19 protein-coding genes are annotated in these 19,195 nt (G+C 45.2%); 7 read left to right on the plus strand and 12 right to left on the minus strand.

Translation table 11 applies throughout. From position 1 onward, the window contains the following. Positions 1-132: 132 nt before the first annotated feature. Both metA and Q4Q52_RS00255 read right to left on the minus strand, forming a co-directional pair. On the minus strand, positions 133-1,074 hold the full coding sequence (gene metA / locus Q4Q52_RS00250; protein WP_006081023.1) for a homoserine O-succinyltransferase: 942 nt from the start codon (positions 1,072-1,074) through the stop codon (positions 133-135). Positions 1,075-1,144: 70 nt separating this feature from the next. After that, complete coding sequence (locus Q4Q52_RS00255; protein ID WP_006081022.1) at positions 1,145-1,564, minus strand: YbaY family lipoprotein; 420 nt, start codon at positions 1,562-1,564, stop codon at positions 1,145-1,147. 117 nt (positions 1,565-1,681) lie between these two features. On the opposite strand from Q4Q52_RS00255, the gene Q4Q52_RS00260 reads away from it, so the two are divergent. Then, on the plus strand, positions 1,682-2,425 hold the full coding sequence (locus tag Q4Q52_RS00260) for an SDR family oxidoreductase (RefSeq protein WP_006081021.1): 744 nt from the start codon (positions 1,682-1,684) through the stop codon (positions 2,423-2,425). A gap of 93 nt (positions 2,426-2,518) precedes the next feature. On the opposite strand, the gene ompW is transcribed toward Q4Q52_RS00260, so the two are convergent. The 8 genes from ompW to phhA form a co-directional block, all read right to left on the minus strand. After that, entirely contained in the window at positions 2,519-3,172 is a 654-nt protein-coding gene (gene ompW, locus Q4Q52_RS00265) for an outer membrane protein OmpW (RefSeq protein WP_107946981.1), read from the minus strand. Between the two features lie 417 nt (positions 3,173-3,589). Continuing rightward, positions 3,590-4,231 (minus strand): nucleotidyltransferase family protein, encoded by a 642-nt coding sequence (locus Q4Q52_RS00270; RefSeq protein WP_311989561.1) that lies wholly within the window; start codon positions 4,229-4,231, stop codon positions 3,590-3,592. 64 nt (positions 4,232-4,295) lie between these two features. Continuing rightward, the gene (locus Q4Q52_RS00275; RefSeq protein WP_311989562.1) at positions 4,296-4,586 is read right to left on the minus strand and encodes a hypothetical protein; all 291 of its coding nucleotides are present in this window, start codon (positions 4,584-4,586) and stop codon (positions 4,296-4,298) included. 86 nt (positions 4,587-4,672) lie between these two features. After that, positions 4,673-5,323: a maleylacetoacetate isomerase gene (maiA, locus tag Q4Q52_RS00280; protein WP_311989563.1), complete on the minus strand. Its 651-nt coding sequence runs from the start codon at positions 5,321-5,323 to the stop codon at positions 4,673-4,675. An 87-nt stretch (positions 5,324-5,410) separates the two neighbouring features. Next, positions 5,411-6,397 (minus strand): fumarylacetoacetate hydrolase family protein, encoded by a 987-nt coding sequence (locus tag Q4Q52_RS00285; RefSeq protein ID WP_006081016.1) that lies wholly within the window; start codon positions 6,395-6,397, stop codon positions 5,411-5,413. A gap of 386 nt (positions 6,398-6,783) precedes the next feature. Further along, positions 6,784-8,322 (minus strand): transcriptional regulator TyrR, encoded by a 1,539-nt coding sequence (tyrR, locus tag Q4Q52_RS00290; protein ID WP_006085271.1) that lies wholly within the window; start codon positions 8,320-8,322, stop codon positions 6,784-6,786. A gap of 267 nt (positions 8,323-8,589) precedes the next feature. Further along, positions 8,590-8,928 carry a 4a-hydroxytetrahydrobiopterin dehydratase gene (locus tag Q4Q52_RS00295; RefSeq protein WP_006081014.1) on the minus strand — a complete coding sequence of 113 codons (339 nt, stop codon included), beginning with the start codon at positions 8,926-8,928 and terminating at the stop codon, positions 8,590-8,592. A gap of 144 nt (positions 8,929-9,072) precedes the next feature. Continuing rightward, a complete protein-coding gene (phhA, locus tag Q4Q52_RS00300) occupies positions 9,073-9,873 on the minus strand; it encodes a phenylalanine 4-monooxygenase (RefSeq protein WP_311989564.1) in 801 nt (266 codons plus the stop codon). A gap of 323 nt (positions 9,874-10,196) precedes the next feature. Between phhA and galU the strand changes: the two genes are divergently transcribed. The 6 genes from galU (at position 10,197) to Q4Q52_RS00330 (ending at position 17,374) form a co-directional block, all read left to right on the plus strand. Further along, positions 10,197-11,105: a UTP--glucose-1-phosphate uridylyltransferase GalU gene (galU, locus tag Q4Q52_RS00305; protein WP_006081012.1), complete on the plus strand. Its 909-nt coding sequence runs from the start codon at positions 10,197-10,199 to the stop codon at positions 11,103-11,105. Beyond that, positions 11,105-12,118 (plus strand): UDP-glucose 4-epimerase GalE, encoded by a 1,014-nt coding sequence (galE, locus tag Q4Q52_RS00310; protein ID WP_259516329.1) that lies wholly within the window; start codon positions 11,105-11,107, stop codon positions 12,116-12,118. The genes galU and galE overlap by 1 nt, the downstream gene beginning before the upstream one ends. A gap of 95 nt (positions 12,119-12,213) precedes the next feature. Then, positions 12,214-12,696, plus strand: coding sequence for a ferredoxin-type protein NapF (gene napF / locus Q4Q52_RS00315; protein ID WP_311989565.1), 483 nt, complete (start codon positions 12,214-12,216; stop codon positions 12,694-12,696). A 112-nt stretch (positions 12,697-12,808) separates the two neighbouring features. Then, entirely contained in the window at positions 12,809-13,258 is a 450-nt protein-coding gene (locus tag Q4Q52_RS00320) for a polymer-forming cytoskeletal protein (protein WP_311989566.1), read from the plus strand. A gap of 328 nt (positions 13,259-13,586) precedes the next feature. Further along, positions 13,587-14,561, plus strand: coding sequence for a LysR family transcriptional regulator (locus Q4Q52_RS00325; protein WP_311989567.1), 975 nt, complete (start codon positions 13,587-13,589; stop codon positions 14,559-14,561). A 518-nt stretch (positions 14,562-15,079) separates the two neighbouring features. After that, positions 15,080-17,374: an OmcA/MtrC family decaheme c-type cytochrome gene (locus Q4Q52_RS00330; protein ID WP_311989568.1), complete on the plus strand. Its 2,295-nt coding sequence runs from the start codon at positions 15,080-15,082 to the stop codon at positions 17,372-17,374. A 149-nt stretch (positions 17,375-17,523) separates the two neighbouring features. Here Q4Q52_RS00330 and Q4Q52_RS00335 read toward each other — a convergent pair whose 3' ends face one another. Next, entirely contained in the window at positions 17,524-18,207 is a 684-nt protein-coding gene (locus Q4Q52_RS00335; RefSeq protein WP_311989569.1) for a DUF2982 domain-containing protein, read from the minus strand. A gap of 70 nt (positions 18,208-18,277) precedes the next feature. Next, positions 18,278-18,979, minus strand: a complete 702-nt coding sequence (locus Q4Q52_RS00340; protein WP_311989730.1) for an ElyC/SanA/YdcF family protein — start codon at positions 18,977-18,979, stop codon at positions 18,278-18,280. Positions 18,980-19,195 lie beyond the last annotated feature (216 nt).

Consider the following 19,195-nt stretch of genomic DNA (forward strand, 5'->3'; position numbering starts at 1 on the left):
GATATTGATATTGATATTGATTAACGTGCTGAGTTAATCAAGTTATATTGCTTGCTATGGTTACCATCTCGAAATAATCATTGCATAGTCACATCCATGTGAAAGCATTTGAATAAATTGCCAAAAAACGAGTTAACGCGACTCCCACGGTGTCATCGCCGTCATATCGCTTAAGTCGTAAGGGGTTAACTGATAGACGTAATAATTAAGCCAATTACTCACCAACAAACTACCGTGGCTGTGCCAGCGGGCAATGGCGTCGGCTTTAGGATCATCATTGCGATAATAATTCTGTGGCACATTAGGATCTAAGCCTTGGCTTAAATCTCGCTGATATTCCTCGTTTAAGGTCGACTTTTGATATTCAGGATGACCCATCACGAACAAGTTGCGATTGTTCCGACTCAATACCAAATAAGCCCCAGCCTCATCGGACTCGGCCAATAGCTGCAGCTGTGGATGTTGTCTAATTTCTTCGACATCCATTTCGGCAAAACGGGAATGGGGTGCAAAAAATTCATCATCAAAACCGCGCAGTAACGGGAAATGCTGAGAGGTACGGCGATGCACGAATACGCCTGAACGCTTCTGTTGCAATATTTTTCGATTTAAACCATAGAGATGATACAAGCCCGCATGGGCTGCCCAGCATAAAAACAACACTGAGGTGACATGTTCTTGCGACCAGTCGATGATTTCACGGATATGGTCCCAATAAACGACATCTTCGAAATCGATTTGCCCAAGCGGCGCACCTGTGATGATAAGACCATCGTAATTTTTATGGCGCACGGCTTCAAAGTCACGGTAGAAAGTATTCATGTGATCGATGGAAGTATGCTTGGATTCTTTGTCGTGAATACGCAGTAAATCCACATCGACTTGTAAAGGCGTGTTGCCCAGTAAACGCAGTAACTGGGTTTCTGTCTCGATTTTGTTCGGCATCAAGTTCAAAATCAGCACCTTCATCGGCCTGATATCTTGATTCGCCGCCCGCGTCTCGGACATAACGAAAATATTTTCTGACTCTAACACTTCTGCTGCGGGCAGATGATCTGGAATTCTAACCGGCATACCGCGCCTCTTCTGTTCGTAAATACCAACGGATTCGGCGCGTATGTCAGCTCACTTCTGAGCGGGCTAACTAGCCACCGACTTTCTCTAGCAGTATCGTCATTGGCTCAGTCGAATTGAGGTCAATGTGATAGGCTTGAGTATTAATAAACAATAACTTATCACCGAGCATTATCCGTGCACCTATGGCATAAGTGTGCCCGGGTTGGAACTGATCACTGCCAATCGCAAAACTGAATGGCGTGGGTGTTGCTGCACCTTGTTGTACGCGCTCCGCCATCACTATGGCTGGCACATCCATTTTTGATACATCGAGCAGTTGCACTACGACCTTAGCCTCTGCGGGCAGAGCAATCCGTTCGCGATACAAGGTCTCGCCTTTTATCTCCACGATAGCATTGGGTGTCGCACAACCCGATAACACACCCATTAGTGCCATTAATGCTAAAGCAGTTAATCTCAACGCGCTTAAACGCAACCATTTGTTCATTTTGTTTCTCCTAATCATACATAAAGACTTCTAGATGTCCATACGCCCAAGCTATAAATCTTGTCTTGGCGAACATATCTTCCTATCATAAGCCACCATTTCGTTGCCGAAAAACCTATGACCCAAGCAACTGCAATAATTGTGGGAGCTAGCTCACAATTAAGTCGTGAAATTGCAAAGCAATTGGCAGATCAACAGGTTGAATTAGTCTTATTCGCCCAAGATCCAGAATCACTCCGCGATTTTGCCTTATCCTTGCCAACAAAAGTACAAGTATTTTCACTTCAAATTGAACAGCCTCAAGCCATTATCACTCAACTTGAATCCGTCTGGCAGAGTCTTGGCGGTGCGCACTTAGTCTTAGTCAATACAGGCCTCAATAGTTATGATCCTGAGCTGCCTTGGCTGCCAGAGCAAGACATTATCGATGTCAATGTGCGAGGTTTTGCCGCTATCTGCAATACGGCATTTAGACTATTTCGCGAGCAAGGTTATGGACAACTGGCGGCAATAAACTCTATCGCAGGTTTGCGCGGTGGCCCAAGTGTGGCCTATCACGCCTCAAAAGCCTTTGGGCAGAATTACCTTGAGGGCTTATGTATGCACGCCCAGCGCCTCAAGTTACCCATTACGATTACCGATATCCAACTCGGTTTACTCGATAAAGCCGCCATGCAACAAAGTGCAATGTGGCTTGCCCCGTTGCCACAAGTCGCAGCACAGATCATCAAAGCAATGAAGCAAGGTAAACGCCGCGTCTATGTGACTAAACGCTGGCGCCTCGTCGCTTGGCTCACCGTATTATTACCCGAATTTATCTATAACACTCGCCACTGGAAGGCTAAAAAGCCAAAGCGCTAAGTCGGCTTAACCTGAGTGGAACATGCGCGATAAAAAGTGCAGAAACGGAAAAGGAGCCTAAGGCTCCTTTTTTACGCTTATCTGATCCGTAGATTAGAAAGTGTAACCTACGCTGACCATATAAACCCATGGGTCAATATCGGTTTCGAATTGTTGTTGCGCACCTCCGGCAGTGAACTTAACATCTGTACTAATTTTTGCGTACCACACAGATGCGTTCACCAACCAATTCTTGTTCACTTGATAATCCAAACCTACTTGTGCAGCTAAGCCCCAAGAAGTACTCATACTTAAATCACTTAATCCTAGAGACTTACCATGGGCATTAAAATCATTGTCATAAAAGTTAGTGTAGTTAACACCTACACCAATATAAGGACGAATAACAGATTGAGAATTACCGAAATAGTACTGCGCCACTAGCGTTGGCGGCAGTTGCTTAGTTTCAGCAATCTCACCGACACCATCTGCAGGCAAAGAAACGGTATGGCTAAAAGGGGTTGCCGCTAATAACTCAATCCCGAAGTTATCTGTCAACATGTAACCAAAGTTTAAGCCTAATTGGGTATTATTATCGACTGAAAACTCACCCAAAGTTAAAACGTTGGCACTTGATTCGTTTGGCGCGACAACAACAGCACCCGCACGAACGATAATGTCACCTGCTTGGTGAGCCGATACAGAAGCAGAAAAACCAGCAGCTAAAAGGGTGGCAGCGATCAGTGTAGAAACAGTGTTTTTATTCATCATCATACTCCATATGTACAACATAGGTTTTTGTTTTAAATTACATCCTTAACAATTGACGCTTACACTGCCAGAGAAGCGCGACCACTTTATTGATCCAAATCAAAGTGAATGAGCAATACTCATTTCTAGGTACTGCACATGGGAGCTGAATCACGAAATTCAAACATTTATCGACAGTACACCTTTGTTTTCTGTGAGCTAAGTTCTTTATTAGTCATCACTAATGACTACAGCAAGAGGTAGAGAATATTAGTAAAATAAACATTTAAGTAACAACAAAAAGCACTTAGCTGAGGGGGATTTGGCCATTAAGTTCAAATTGATGGGACGAATTGAGTCAGATGCTTGAGTCGGTTTAGGAGTGAATGAGAGATAACGTGGGTGAATGAGAGATAAAGTAGGTGAATGAGAAAATCAGCTTGTGCGGCAACATTCAAGCAAAGGATACCGAGTGAGCCAACCCTTAGTCGCGACTCTGTATTCAAACACGGGTAATGCCCGCTTTGGATTAGCACTCAGTTTGAGTGCAAACAAGGAGTTCAGCCCAAAGGGAGCCACCAGCTCAATATCATAAGACGCGGGATGATTTTTCATCCCAACACAAGTCTGAGTCTGATCATCAGATTCTGTATCGACAGCTTGATAGCTTACCCCGATTGCGGTTTCAAGCTCTGGCCAATAGGCCATCGCATCAACACAAGATGTGTAAGCCATGTCTTGATTTCGAACATGCATGCGCGCCTGATTCTTCACCGACCAAGGTAACTCAGGGGCAAGCTGATTGAGATAGGTTTCAATTGCCAGATCCCGCTCGGGACTGATATCTAACGGGCAAAAATAGATCAGATCGATATCGTTCAGTGGACTCAACTCAAATCCGTGCAAGCGATCCCAGACTAGATTACGGACAAATCCCGCCGCAAGGCACCACTGCGGCATTGAGTGTATTCTGGCGCATTGAAGCGCGAGTTCAAGCGCCCTCACCCGCTCGCAGTCTTGAGCTATCCATTCGAGTAATTGATGCTTTAGTTCTACTTCACTCACTGCATCATTCATAACATTACTCTTAACATAATTGTCCGCTTCAATGTCAGATATAAGCACGGGAATAACATTCGGCTTACTCCACTTCGCCATCGGTTTCTGAGCACTTTACGACCCCATGACAGAGTAAATAAACGAGACTATAAATAGGTGCCATAACCGCAAAACAAATCCAAAACCCATAGACATCTTTGTCTAGCAAATTAACGCTAACAGTAAAGATGGGCATGAACAGTAGCATCCATTTAATTACATTGAGTTTGTACAGTATCGGCTTATCACAATGGCAGCAGCGTCCTTCCTTAATCGGCACATCCTTAGCGCCGAGTTTACCTTTGCAATACGGACATTTTTTACTGAAAAGCATTAAAACCCCATCACTAAGATAAGACTTGCAAAGCAAGCCTCATCATCCATTCTTTCTATTTGTAAACGCTTCATCAGTACGATTCGTTACACCGCATCCGCTTGACGCTCTGGGGCCGCATCGGCAAAGGCTTCAAGCTGATTACACTCAGCCCACACGCGCATGATATTGGGATAAGGCGTTAAATCCACATTAAAACGCTGGGCGTTATACACCTGCGGCACTAAACATAAGTCGGCTAATGTCACTGTATCTCCAAAGCAATAACGACCACTGTGCCTAACCAACAATGTTTCTAAGGCTGCAAAACCACTCGCAACCCAGTGGTGATACCAAGTATTTTTAGCCGCTTCATCGACCCCTAAGGTTTGGGTTAAATACTGCAATACCCGCAAGTTGTTTAATGGATGAATTTCACAGGCTACCGTGAGCGCCATGGCGCGCACATGGGCACGTTCAAGAGCCGATGCAGGCAATAATGGGGTTTGTGGATGTATTTCATCGAGATATTCAATAATGGCTAAGGATTGCGACAAAGCATCCATATCTAACTCATCATCCAACGTTAAGGTTGGCACTAACTCGAGCGGATTTAGTGCAGTATAAGCCGCTTTATGCTGCTCGCCGCCATCACGTACAAGATGCACTGACAACTGCTCGGCTGAAATCCCCTTAAGATTGAGAGCGATGCGAACTCGGTACGCCGCGCTTGAGCGCCAATAACCATAAAGTTTCATATTTTCATATCCTTATAAAAGTCAGTATAAAAACGGGGCAATTAAGCCCCGTTAGTTTGAGTCGATGTAGCCCTTTAAGGGAAAGCCTTAGGCTTTGTATTCAACCACTTTTTGATCGATAGAACCGAAAATCGTTACATCGTTGTCATCGAGCATTTCGATGCGCACAGTATCGCCAAAACGCATAAATGGCGTAGTAGCTTTGCCTTCAGCAATCACTTCTAACATACGTTTTTCCGCTAAACAGCTAGAGCCTGCGCTACGGTCATAGTTAGAAATAGTACCAGAGCCAATAATCGCGCCAGCGCCCAATGGACGGGTTTTCGCAACATGCGAAACTAACTGGCTGAAATTAAATGTCATATCGATGCCCGCATTTGGACGACCGAATAATTCACCGTTTAAATGAGTGATCAACGGTAAATGCACTTTAGAATCTTCCCAACGTGCGCCCAGTTCATCCGGCGTCACTGCCACAGGTGAAAAACTGCTCGATGGCTTAGATTGGAAGAAACCAAAGCCTTTCGCCAACTCACCAGGGATTAAGTTACGCAGTGATACATCGTTCACTAACATCAACAATTTAATATGCTTAGCCGCATTGTCGCTGCTCACGCCCATAGGCACATCATCGGTAATGATCGCGATTTCAGATTCGAAATCGATACCCCAGTCTTCACTCGCCAGTGGAATATCGGCTTTAGGGGCAATAAAACTGTCTGAACCACCTTGATAGAACAGCGGATCTGTCCAGAAGGTTTCAGGCATTTCTGCGCCGCGAGCCTTACGGACTAGCTCAACGTGATTCACATAAGCGCTGCCATCGGCCCATTGGTAGGCACGCGGTAGTGGCGACAAACACTTAGCTTCGTCAAACGCTTGCGCGTTATCTAACATGCCTTCATTTAACGCGTCGTACAATTCTTGCAATTGCGGTTTCAGTAAATCCCAACCGTCGAGTAATTGCTGCATAGTGTGGGCAATAGCAGGAACGGCAACCGTTTTAGTGAGATCGCGGCTAACTAACATCAACTGACCATCGCGGCGACCATTGTTATAACTTGCAAGTTTCATATTGGCTCCAGTGCTTCTAAGGCTAGGCGTACAATTTTATTGTGCTGGAAAACGCGCGGCGTCATTCAGCTTATATTCGGCGATTTTAATCGGACTCTTTGACTCATTAAGGGCGCACACGTTACGCACTCCGCGCCAACAGAGGCACGCCCTTTTGCTTGCTTTAACGTATTTGTTGCGCGTAGAAATACCCGAAGCTGGCGCAGATTCCTATAGCGTGACCCAAATCACATTTAGGTCAATTATTTCACATTTCGTAAACTAATCATTACGTTTATAACCTAGTTGCCGCTTATCAATATCTCGGTAAGCAATATGCCTGAAAAGTCGGCAACTAAGTGGAACGATACTGTTACATCTATCGCGTCAAGCTAGCAATACTCGGCTTAACGACGCTTGGCTATCTTGTACTCACGCAGCTTATTGGCAATAGCGGTGTGCGACACCCCGAGCTTTTTCGCTAACTGCCGAGTACTCGGATAGGCTGGATATAACCGACGCAACAGACTCGCTTCAAACTGCTTCATTGCATCGTCGAGATTGCCTTCAAACTCATTGTCAAAGTAACCAAAACCTTCGGCGTAGGACGGCAGTTTTAATTGTTCTACCGTCAACTCGGCCGAACCATCCCACATAGACACAGCTCTAAATACTGCGTTCTTTAATTGGCGTACGTTACCTGGCCAAGCGTAGGTGAGCAAATGATCACGGCACTGGGCCGAAATCCGCCGCACTGGGCTAGACAACTGTTGGCTGTAATGTTCGAGGAACATTTCCGTCAGAGGAATGATATCGACTTTACGCTCGCGCAGTGACGGTATGTGATAACTCAGCACATGGATGCGATAGTACAAATCTTCCCTAAACTCACCGGTTTGACACAGTTCGGCTAAATTCTTCTGGGTTGAGCAAATGATCCGCACATCGGCGCGGACTTCTTCATCGCCGCCTATGCGTCTAAAGGTACCATCTTGCAATAGCCGAAGCAGCTTAACTTGGGCGGCCTTAGACATCTCAGCCACTTCATCGAGAAATACTGTGCCGCCCTTGGCTTCTTCAAAGAAACCCCGTTTAACGACTTTGCCCTGACTGACATAACCGAATAGTTCTTCTTCGGCGGCGCTGTCGGGCAGAGCGGCGCAGTTGATGGCGATGAAGGGTTTCTCGCGGCGCATGCTGGCATCGTGGCTGGCTCTGGCCATTAATTCTTTACCAGTACCCGTTTCACCTGTGATCAATAAAGGCGCATCGAGCTGGGCCATCCGCCGCGCTTGCTTAAGCACTTCCTTCATTTTGTCGCTGCTGGCTAATACATTTTCAAAGCCAGTAGTTTGATTCTGCAGCGCGTTAAATTGTTTTCCAACCCGCGCGGGGGATTTTAGCGACACCACAGCGCCAACTAAGATGGTTTTTTCATCCTCATCGGGTAGGTAAATCGGCAGCATTTCGGCTAGATATTCGTTTGGACCAATTTGTACCCTCGCCGCTTGCGGTAAGACTTGGCTTTCGCTCAACCAGCGGCTGAAGTTAAAACCTTGCACCCAATGATTGAGCGACTCTTCGAGCACTTCATGCTCACCCATACCGATATTGAGCAAGGCGGACTCGTTAACGATACGGATACGCGCTTTGGCATCAATGGAGAAAACGGAGTCAGGTAAGGTTTTGAGCAAGGTTTTAAGGGCGTAATGTTCTTGCTCTGAGGGCATAAACGACACCGTACGCACATCGTGGACACTTTCCACTTTGCGGATCTGCGGCATCAAGGCACTTAAGGTTTCAAAACTGATTTCGGCAAATTGTAAGTACAGGAATCCTTGGTTACTGGCATCAATGGCAATTAAATTAATACCATAACGCTCTAACACGACTAAGATATCTTTGGCTAAACCAACACGATCCTGACAGCTGACTTCCAAGCGCATAATGACTGATATTCCCTTTTTTGATTCGAATTTTGGGGATAAACCGTGCAGAGCTATTTTTCGCCTTAAGCTTTACAACAAAAATGACGCTTGCTAGGCAAGTTGTTACCTTAACGAAAACGTCAGCGATGAGGGTAAATAGCAGAGCCCGTATACGTTAGAAGGTTAAACAGAAAGTGGCAAGCCTAGTTTACAGTTGAATTGTAACAGGAAGAAAAAATCAGCATCGAAAAATAGATTAAGATGCTGATTAAATTGGCGAATTAATTAGACTAATAACTGGTCTGTCTTGGCTGCCATGATGAAGTCATTCTTATGTAGACCCTTAATAGAGTGTGACCACCAAGTGACAGTCACTTTGCCCCATTCAGTGAAAATGCCTGGATGATGGAATTCTTCTTCCGCTAAATCCGCCAGCTTATTTGTGAATGCCATCGCCAGTTTAAAGTTTTTAAACTTGTAAACGCGCTCAAGCTGCATTACGCCATCACGCACTTGCACTCCCCAGTCGGGGATCATACGAATAAGTTCAGCCAATTCTTCATCGGTCACTTTAGGTGCGTCGGCTTGGCACGCTTCACATTTCATATTCGATAACGCTGTCATACATACTCCTCTTGGCAACATTGATTAGGGATATTCAGTTGCACTTTACTCATTTTCTATTAATAACTTAAATCACATCACTCAATCAGATGGCTAAATTAGATGTCAGCCAAATAACGAGTCAACTCATCAATCTAATCGAGGCTAACTCGCCTTGGCTTTTGGCGGAAACTTAGGGGCAAATAAACCTAACTGACGCGCCTTAGTGACATAACCCATGATGTCCATCTTGGCAATTTCATCTAGCATATCAATATGCTCAATCACATAATAAATCGGTTGCATAATGTCGATCCGATATGGGGTGCGCAGCACATTTAATAAATCAAAGGGTTGACGCTCTGGCACATCACTTTCCATCGCATACAAGGTTTCACCGGGCGAGCTTAAAATGCCGCCGCCATAGATACATAAGGCGCCGTCTTTAGGCTGTAGTAAACCAAACTCAACCGTAAACCAGTACAAACGCGCTAAAAATACCCTTTCCTCTTTGCTGGCATGTAAACCTAACTGGCCATACATATGAGAGAAATTGGCAAATGAAGGATTGGTGAGCAAAGGGCAGTGACCAAAAATCTCGTGGAAGATATCTGGCTCTTGCAAGTAATCAAACTCTTCCTTGCGGCGAATAAAGGTGGCCACAGGAAACTCTTTATTTGCCAGTAATTCAAAAAAACGGCCGAAGGAAATCAGCGCAGGTACCGCCGCCGTTTTCCAGCTAGTGGTCGCTTGTAATACCGCATCAATTTCGGCAAGTTGCGGAATGCGATCCTTTGGCATACCCAAGGCATCGAGCCCTTGCAGATATTCCTTGCAGGCACGACCGGGGAGATTAACGGCTTGACGGGCGTAAAGCTGACGCCAAATATCGTGCTCTTCTTGCGGGTAATGGATAAACCCAGTGTCATCGGCTCTGTGAGCGATGTACTCTGTTCCTTTCGTCATAATCTTCACTTGGTGGCTAACACTCATGACTCCATAGTGGTCTAAGGCTTTAAATTTGTTAACTCCCTCACACTTTATTCTTGTGCCGCTACTGTGACGTAAACGTAAAGCAAATATTACAAGGTCATTAAAATCCCCCTGCTGGTACATGCCATGAATGCTGGATTAGATCCACTGTGCTACCTTTGCTAAAACTTATGCCTGAATTTGCCGTTAAAATACTTAGATTTCCTCAATTTTTTAGTGTTTGTAAATAGCTTTTCTGTGCAGGTCATTTACAATATTGGCCATTAACCGCATCTCCTTGACCTAAAAGGTTCGCAATGAAACAACATCAAATTCGTAAAGCCGTTATTCCCGTCGCAGGCTTAGGCACTCGTATGCTTCCTGCGACCAAAGCGATTCCAAAGGAAATGTTACCGGTTGTCGATAAGCCATTGATCCAATACGTGGTCAGTGAAGCTATCGCTGCTGGGATCAAAGAAATTGTCCTAGTGACCCACGCCAGTAAAAACTCTATAGAAAACCACTTCGATACCAGTTTCGAATTAGAAGCCCAACTCGAGCGCCGCGTTAAACGTCAGTTACTCGAAGCCGTACAATCTATCTGTCCTAAAGACGTGACAGTGATCAGCGTGCGTCAATCTCAGGCGAAAGGGTTAGGCCACGCTATTTTGTGTGCAAAATCAGTCGTCGGCGATGCACCATTTGCAGTATTGCTGCCGGATGTGATCATTGATGAAGCCAGCTGTGATCTGCGTCGCGATAACTTAGCCGCTATGGTTGCGCTGTTTGATGAAACCCAAGTGGGTCAAATCATGGTTGAAGGCGTGCCGCACAACGTCGTCAATCAGTACGGTATTGCTGATGTGAATGGCCATGATTTACAACCTGGTGAATCTGAGCCATTAGTTGAATTAGTTGAGAAACCAGCCGTGGATGAAGCGCCGTCTAACTTAGCCGTTGTAGGCCGTTATGTGTTACCTGCCAGCATTTGGCCACTACTGGCTAAAACCCCTGCAGGCGCGGGCGATGAAATTCAATTAACGGATGCAATTGCTATGTTAATGAAGCAAGAAACCGTGAACGCTTATTATATGGAAGGTAAGAGCCACGACTGTGGTAACAAGCAAGGTTACATGCGTGCGAACGTTGAATATGCTCTGCGCCACAGCGAAATCGGTGAAGATTTTGCGCAATATTTAAAAACAGTTGTAAAAGGGATGAAGTAATGACGATTTTAGTGACCGGTGGTGCTGGCTATATTGGCACTCACACTGTGGTAGAACTGCTCAATGCTGGCAATGACGTGATTGTGTTAGACAACTTGTCTAATTCGAGCATAGAAGCCTTAAATCGAGTCGAGCGGATCACAGGTAAATCGGTCATTTTCTATCAAGGCGATATTCTCAATAAAGCCTTATTACAGAAAGTGTTTAACGATCATGCTATCGATTCGGTTATTCACTTTGCGGGATTAAAGGCTGTGGGTGAATCCGTCGCTAAACCCCTTAAGTATTATGAGAATAACGTCACAGGAACCCTGATCCTCTGCCAAGTTATGGCGGAGTTTAAGGTGAAAAATCTCGTTTTCAGCTCATCGGCCACTGTATATGGCGATCCAGCCAGTTTGCCTATCACCGAAGACTTCCCCACTGGGGCGACCAATCCCTATGGTCAGTCTAAGTTGATGGTTGAACATATATTGGCAGATGTACACAATGCCGATCCGAGCTGGAATATCGCTCGTCTGCGTTATTTTAATCCGGTCGGCGCCCATGCCAGTGGCTTAATCGGCGAAGATCCTAACGATATCCCTAACAACTTAATGCCCTTTATTGCGCAGGTTGCCGTGGGTAAACGTGCCGCCTTAAGCGTGTTTGGTGATGATTATCCGACTCATGATGGGACTGGTGTGCGTGACTATATCCATGTAGTGGATTTAGCCAATGGCCATTTAAAAGCGCTGGCTAAATTGGCCACTAAACCAGGTCTGGTCACCTATAACTTAGGCACAGGCCAAGGATATAGTGTTTTAGACATGGTTCACGCCTTTGAAAAAGCCTGTGGTAACACCATTGCCTACCAAATTGCGCCACGTCGCCCTGGTGATATTGCCGCCTGCTACGCCGATCCAACCCATGCACGGGAAGATCTCGGCTGGCAAGCAACGCATACGCTAGCAGATATGGCCAACAGTAGCTGGCATTGGCAATCGACCAATCCCAATGGTTATAACGGCTAACAAATTGAATGGCTTGTGGAAATATCCCAAGCCATTTTTCTTTATCACTTTGAATACGCCCATCACTTTAAATAATTAACAGTTCGAGGAGCAATATGACTCAAAGTATTAATCACAGTCGTCGCAACCTCTTTCGCCGCCGTAAAGATAATGCCTTGAGGCCGCCTTGGGTGCGTGATGATATCGAGTTCACCGATGTGTGCACGCGCTGTTCAGCCTGTGTTGAGGTATGTGAAACGCAGATCATCAACAAAGGCGATGGTGGATTTCCTGAAGTGTCCTTTAAGGACAATGAGTGTACATTTTGTACGCTGTGCGCTAAGGCATGCCCTGAAAATATCTTCGATTTAGCCCAAACACCTTGGTCGTATCACGCCCATATTCAACAGAGTTGTTTAACCTTTCAAGGGATCTGGTGCCAAAGTTGTAAGGATGCCTGTGAACCTAGAGCCATCAGTTTTGTGTTCAATATTGGCCAAGCTCCACGTCCGCAAATAGACCTTGAACTTTGTACCGGATGCGGTGCCTGTGTGGCTCCCTGCCCTAGCAAGGCCATTGAAATAACCCGACCCACTTAATTACAGAAAAGCCATCGCATTAACCCATACAAGGCTGTGCTTATCATCCGTTTTACGCTAGTATCGCGCCTCTATTGAACTCAGTTAATCCCTTCTCGAATTAAGTTGATTTATGATGATGTTTGTAAAAAAACTGTTCTTCCCCCCTAAAAAAAGTCCCTCTTTTAGCTTTATTTCTCGAGGCACTAAACTCACGGGGAACATCGAATTAACGGGCGATGTACTTGTTGGCGGTGATATCCAAGGTCAACTGCTTTCTGAGGCTAATATCACCATAGAACAAGGCGGTATGATTCAAGGCGAAGTAAAGTGCCATGAATTTATCGTTGATGGACACTTCAAAGGCAGACTCATTTGTGAGCGTTTAGTGATCCAGCGTAATGGCGTTGTCGATGGCGAAGTTGCGAGTACTTCAATGCAAATTCTTGAGGGCGGCCAATTTATCGGCATGCGGATTAAAGAAGATGCGCCAACCATTTATTCCCATGCAATAGGCCACACTCCTGCAACAGACAATCGTAACTTATCGCACGTACAAAACGATGTTATAGAATCTCGCTAAAACGGCGAATAAATGACACTCGCAAGCTCACCGACACTTAGGCGAGCTTGTATTTTTCAACTCATTATTTGCTCGATTTTTTCTTAATATCCCGACTCAAACCCCTCCACTTACCAACCAAATAACTGCCTGCGAAATAGCACGCTTTACAATGGTTAAATAATTGTTATTTTGCCGAGAGTGATCACAGTTAATCCGCACGACTGCTGTTAATCTTAGCGGCTAATCGCGGCGGTTTGGGTAATAGCAAGGAGCAGAGTCAGAGCCACAGAATGCCCTTAATAACCCCGCAAAAAATAGTTAAGACTCATACAGGGCAACATACAAAATGAGCAACGTATTACTCAAACAAATCTGTGAACTCGATGTTTTTACCTTGCTGGTATTTAAAAGTATTTTCGACACTGGGCACGCAAACAGTGCCGCCAAAGCGCTGGATGTTTCTGCACCGAAAATCAGCCGTTGTCTCAACGCATTACGCCTGACCTTTAACGATGAACTGTTTTATCGCCGTCAACAGGGGCTAAAACCCACTCCGCTAGCAGAAAGCCTGTATGTGGCTATTTGCCAGTTTACTGAATCGGTTTATCACCTCGAACAATCTGCAACTCAGATACAAAATGCAGCCATCAATGCCGATTTACCGCTGCATATCGCTGCCTGTAATGGGCTACTGAGCTTTTTAGCGCCACAATTAAGCACGCCAGACGTCGCCCAAGCGCTAGGGCAAATACGTTTACATAAATGGCAAGAGAATAGCGCAGAGTTAATTCACGCAGGTGCACTGGATTTTGGCATCACCTTAGAAAGTGCTGAAAATAAAGAATTAAGCTACACCAAACTGGGCTCAGTCAATGGCGTTTACATAGTGGCGGCCAAACAACATCCTCTGTGGCAAATTGAAACTGACATTAGCTTAGAGCAAATTTGTCGCCATCCATTTCTATTTATAGAAGTTAAAGGTTTTAACAGTAAAATTGACCCCTTAGAATTGTTTTGCCAACGCCAAGGTATCTTACTGCCTGCGGTGGAGAAAGTTATCGACCGAGAGGAATGGTACGCCCATTTACTCACCATGAAGAGTGTGGCTTTTTGTTCCAGCATTGATATGCACACAGTAAAACACATGCCCGGATTACACTTAGAACGCCTAAGCGATACAGAGCTCAATCGACTCCACGATACTATGATGGCGCCACAATATTATCTTATTGAAAAACCAGCCATTCATCGGCGCTACAGCCAAAGTCAAAGCGCGCTTGTCGTGCGTTCCTTACTTGCCGCGCTCGACCCCGCACGCTAACACGAGACAATAAGCTCAGCCAAGCTCGTGGATATATCATTCACTAAACCTTGTTTACATCATTGCGATAAGTCGATGTTAAACGGGGTTTAGGTAGTAAAATACCGAAGTTTAAAACAGCAAAATTTCATCGATATTTTCTCTCTTAACAAGGCTTATCCTCATCCTCATCCTCAGACGACAGTACCGCTTATTTTTCCCGTCGCTTTAATGCTTAAAACGTCAATTCCATCACTGAGATTTAGGCTATCTTAGCCTCAATCATTTTGCTTAACCGAAAATGAATTCTTCACTAAAGCCCAAGTTGAAAAATATAAATTGTGATGCCCATCATGGCTTTCCAGCTGAATTTCATTATTTAAAATATCAAAATGCAAATTTTAGAATTCCCATTCGCGTTTGTTAAATCATCGTTCACATATCAGATACAAACTTGCAAATACCACTTTATAAGTAGGTGAATCCTCCTATATTAGAGGCACTGCACACGCAGTCTTATAGAAAGAAAAAGGGACGCGATGATGAAAAACTACAATAAATCTCTACTGGCACTGGCTCTCGTCAGTACCTTAAGCCTTACCGCCTGCGGGGACGGAAGCGATGGTCAAGATGGGGCACCTGGCACACCAGGTACACCCGGAACACCAGGCTCTCCCGGAACACCAGGTACACCGGGAACCCCTGCGGGATCCTTCGCAACGACAGCTCAATCTATTACTGATCTGGCTTTCACTTTAAGTCCAGCTGACATTAAAGTGACCAGCAGTGAAGGCTTCAGCGTTAAATTTACTGTTACCGGAAAAAATGCTAACAAAGATGTTCCTTTTACAGGACTCGATAAAGTTGCGCTTTATTCTTTAACGGCAAATGAAAATACCTCAGGTACTGGCGCCCCTATTCAATGGCAAAACAATGCCATGGCGAACGCCGCAGGTACTTCGCTAACTTGTACCTTAGATGGTCTTAACGGTACTAAAAATGCTTGTACTTTAACCGAAGATACAGCAACACCAGGCACTTACACTGCAACTTGGGCACATGATGGCGCAGCGCCAATCATTAATCCCAATGATAATCCAAATGCAGTACACAGAATATTTCTACGTGCTTACAACGTCACTGACAGTGCAGGCGTAGCCTTATCTGACAAGATTTTATCTGTACCCGTTGACTTTATCCCTGCCACTGATGAACTTGCATCATCAGGTAAAGATACCGTCAGTAGCGCAGCCTGTGAAAAATGTCACGGTGAAGCAGATGGCCATATCGCCAATATTTCAGCCCACCATAACTACCAAGGCGTTAAAAATTGTGTGACCTGCCATAACCCAGATCAAATCCCAAGTGATGCAGATCTAGCCGCAGGTTTGATATTTGACTTTGCACCTATGATCCACAGGATCCACTCTGGCGCAGAAAACGCAGCAAACTTCGATACTAGCAATAATACCGCTAAAGAATGGAGTGAAATTGGCTTCCCATCTGATCTGAAAGAATGTACGACCTGTCATACTACAGACCAACCTAGCTATAACACTATTTACGCCCAAGCTTGTGTAGGCTGCCATATGACAGTCAACTTTGCGACCGGTGAAAACCACTCTGAATTTGCCCTAGCTCAAGCAGATGATACTCAATGTAGCTCTTGCCACGGCACAGGTAACTTGTCACCTGCGATGGTACATAGTGTTGGTAAACGTGCAGAGTATGCATCTCTGTTCAAAGTTGACTTCACCAGTGCTACAACAGTTCCATCAGCGACTCTAGGCATGAAAACCTTAACCTTAACAGCCAATGTCACCTTAAATGGTGCGCCAATTGCTGATGGTACATCGTTAAAAGCCTACAACGCGACCAGTAACCCAACAGCGATGTTTGTCGCTAATGGTCTATTGATCGGTAATGTGGCCACTGACGGTACTGTGTACTCTTGGAGAGATGTTAAACCTGCTGCAATCAGTATTAAGCTAGACAGTGGAACACTTGCTGGTGGCGTGTTAACTATCGTTAAAGATATCCCAGATGCGCAAGCTGTGGGCACTCTCTACGTAGGTTCAGAAGCCAACTTCTGTGCTAAAGCGGGTAAAGTGGTTAGCTGTAATACTACAAACTTAGAGTTTGGTCCAACTAGCCCTATCGGTAACGAAGCTGCAGTGAAATTCTATAGCCCAGATGGTAGCGTAGTCACTAAAGCCCGTATGACTGATCCTACTCGTATCACAGTCGCAGAAACTAAGTGTAATGCTTGTCATGGCACTTTAGATTATGCAAAAGGTTCAAGACACGGCGCTTACACCTTCGACCAATGTATGCACTGCCATAACGACACCACTGGCGCTTCTGGCCACGGTGCAACTGGCTATAAAGGCGATGATGGTAAGTTAGTTGTTAATCCTGAAGTGACTTTCAATAACAAAGACCTATTCACAGTTGCTCACCGTTTCCACAGCGGTAACTTCGGTGTAGTAGAAGGTATCTTCCGCGATGCGAAAGGTGGTTTGTTCGGTTATCCAGCTGTTGAAACAGATTGTGCGGCTTGTCATAAAGACAATGCCAAACTGTTTGCAACTGACGGTGGTTTAACTTCAGGCAAACGCTCAATCAAAGTAGGTGCTTACTACATTAGCCCAGTCGCTGAATCATGCCGTACTTGTCACGCTCACTCTGATGCGGCAGCTGTCGCTCACTTTAGAAGTAACGGTGCGGTAGTAGAAGCGGATGCAATGACAGATCCTAACCTACCAGTAGAATCTTGCGCGACCTGTCATGCTGAAGGAAAAACCTACGGCGTAGATAAGGTACACGCAGAGTAGCACAGCAGTACTAGTACCTTTGGGTTGCCCCTGCACAACCCAAACTTCATCTCTGCAACTCATTGGGGACCCTTAGGGTCCCCTTTTTTATTACCGATTATCTTCACGTAAAAATGAAATATCAATCGTATTAATAACTGCGGTAAAGCTTAATCCGCTAAGCGACTGGCTTGTGCAATACGTTGTCTAAGCAGCTTGATAAAGTCCTTAGCTTCTCTGTCCAAACTGTCGTGGGGAATATACAAGTGATAACCTAAACGCGTATCTAACATCACGCAGCGATGCCCAAACATTGCCAATACACCGCGATAGCGATCCCCTTCTATCACCAAAGGACCAAACTCTGCGCCGAGATAAGTTTCTAAAGTCGCTAAGTCTTCATCTTGCGAGGCTGCAGTCACCAATAAAGGCCGCTGCTCTGTTAATAAGCCGGTGGCTAAGCGCAGGGAGATATTGTCCAAAATAGGATTTAAGTGTTTTAATTTAATACCTAAATAAGATAACTCTATGGTATCTAATCCATTGGTCACCCGCGGGATATCGACCCTTTGAATATTATCCCAAGCGATAGACACTTTGCCGCGGCGATGAAAATAGGTCAGCCCCTTGTCATCTAATGCTAGGGTCGTTTCCGGCTCATACACCTTAGCTAAACCGAGAATTAATGAAATCGCGCCCAAACTAAAAAACATCAAACCAACAGCAAACAAGGCCGGCCATGTCAGAAACAGCACCAAACCCAGCAGCAGACTTAAACCGCCCAGCCAAGTTAAGGTTAACCCATTTCGTTTTGATAAAGGACGCACAGACATTATTTCTGACTCAATTGACATTGTTCATCTTCCTGTTAACACTCACTATCTTTAGATTAAAGTCGGAAACCACACCCTTAACTTGCCATCTTTAACTTACGGTCTTTAACCATAACCACAAACGGCCAATGTATTCGTGAATCGCCCGCTGAGAAGCCACTAGATTATCCGCCGTCAAACGCCACCAAAAATCATCTCTCCCAATAAAATCCGTTGGTGCGGCTTCGGGATGTAAACCTTTAGCGGTGAAGATAGCCATAGCCCGTGGCATATGAGTGGCCGATGTGACTAAGCGAAAAGGTTCTTCGCCTAATTCCCACTGTAAATATTGCGCTTCTTCTATCGTATCTCGCGCTAAAGGAAATTGAATGATCCGACGTTTATCGACGCCCAGTTCAACTGCGGCATTCGCCATCATTTCAGCATGGGAAACCTGCGTGAGTTCGCCGCCCCAACCGCTGACAATCAACTTGCATTCTTGGCCTAAGTGAAGTTGTCTGACACCTTCACTAAGCCTTGCAAGCGCTACTGCAGATAAGGATTGCACCGCAGTCGCGCCTTGAATATCCGAGTGTGCCGAACCTAATACCATCACAAAACAAGCGCCAGCGATGGGCGTAGAATTAATAGGGTAAGCCGCTTCTAATGGCCGCACTAAGGTATTTACACTCAGTTGACTGCTTAAAAAGAGTAAGAGAAAAAAAGCGCAAGATACTAAGTATTTCGCCATGCTCCGACGGCGCCATACCAGAAAAGAAATCAGTAATAACAATAGGATAAAGGGAATCGGCATTATCCCCTGTGAAACAACTTTCTTAACCCAAAACATGATGTCCATGCCAAGCAACCCAAAGGAGCGCAATCATAGCATCAAAATACGGCGAAACGCACAGCAGATAACATTAGCCCAGCGTTTTGCTGGGCTAATGTTTATAAAACGTATAAGCCATTAAGCATTGATCTCAAAGCCGAATAAGCTCACTAGATGAGTACAGATATCCAAGCGAAG

The sequence above is a fragment of the Shewanella sp. SP1S2-4 genome, from assembly GCF_031932075.1.
In the GTDB taxonomy this organism is placed as follows: domain Bacteria; phylum Pseudomonadota; class Gammaproteobacteria; order Enterobacterales; family Shewanellaceae; genus Shewanella; species Shewanella baltica.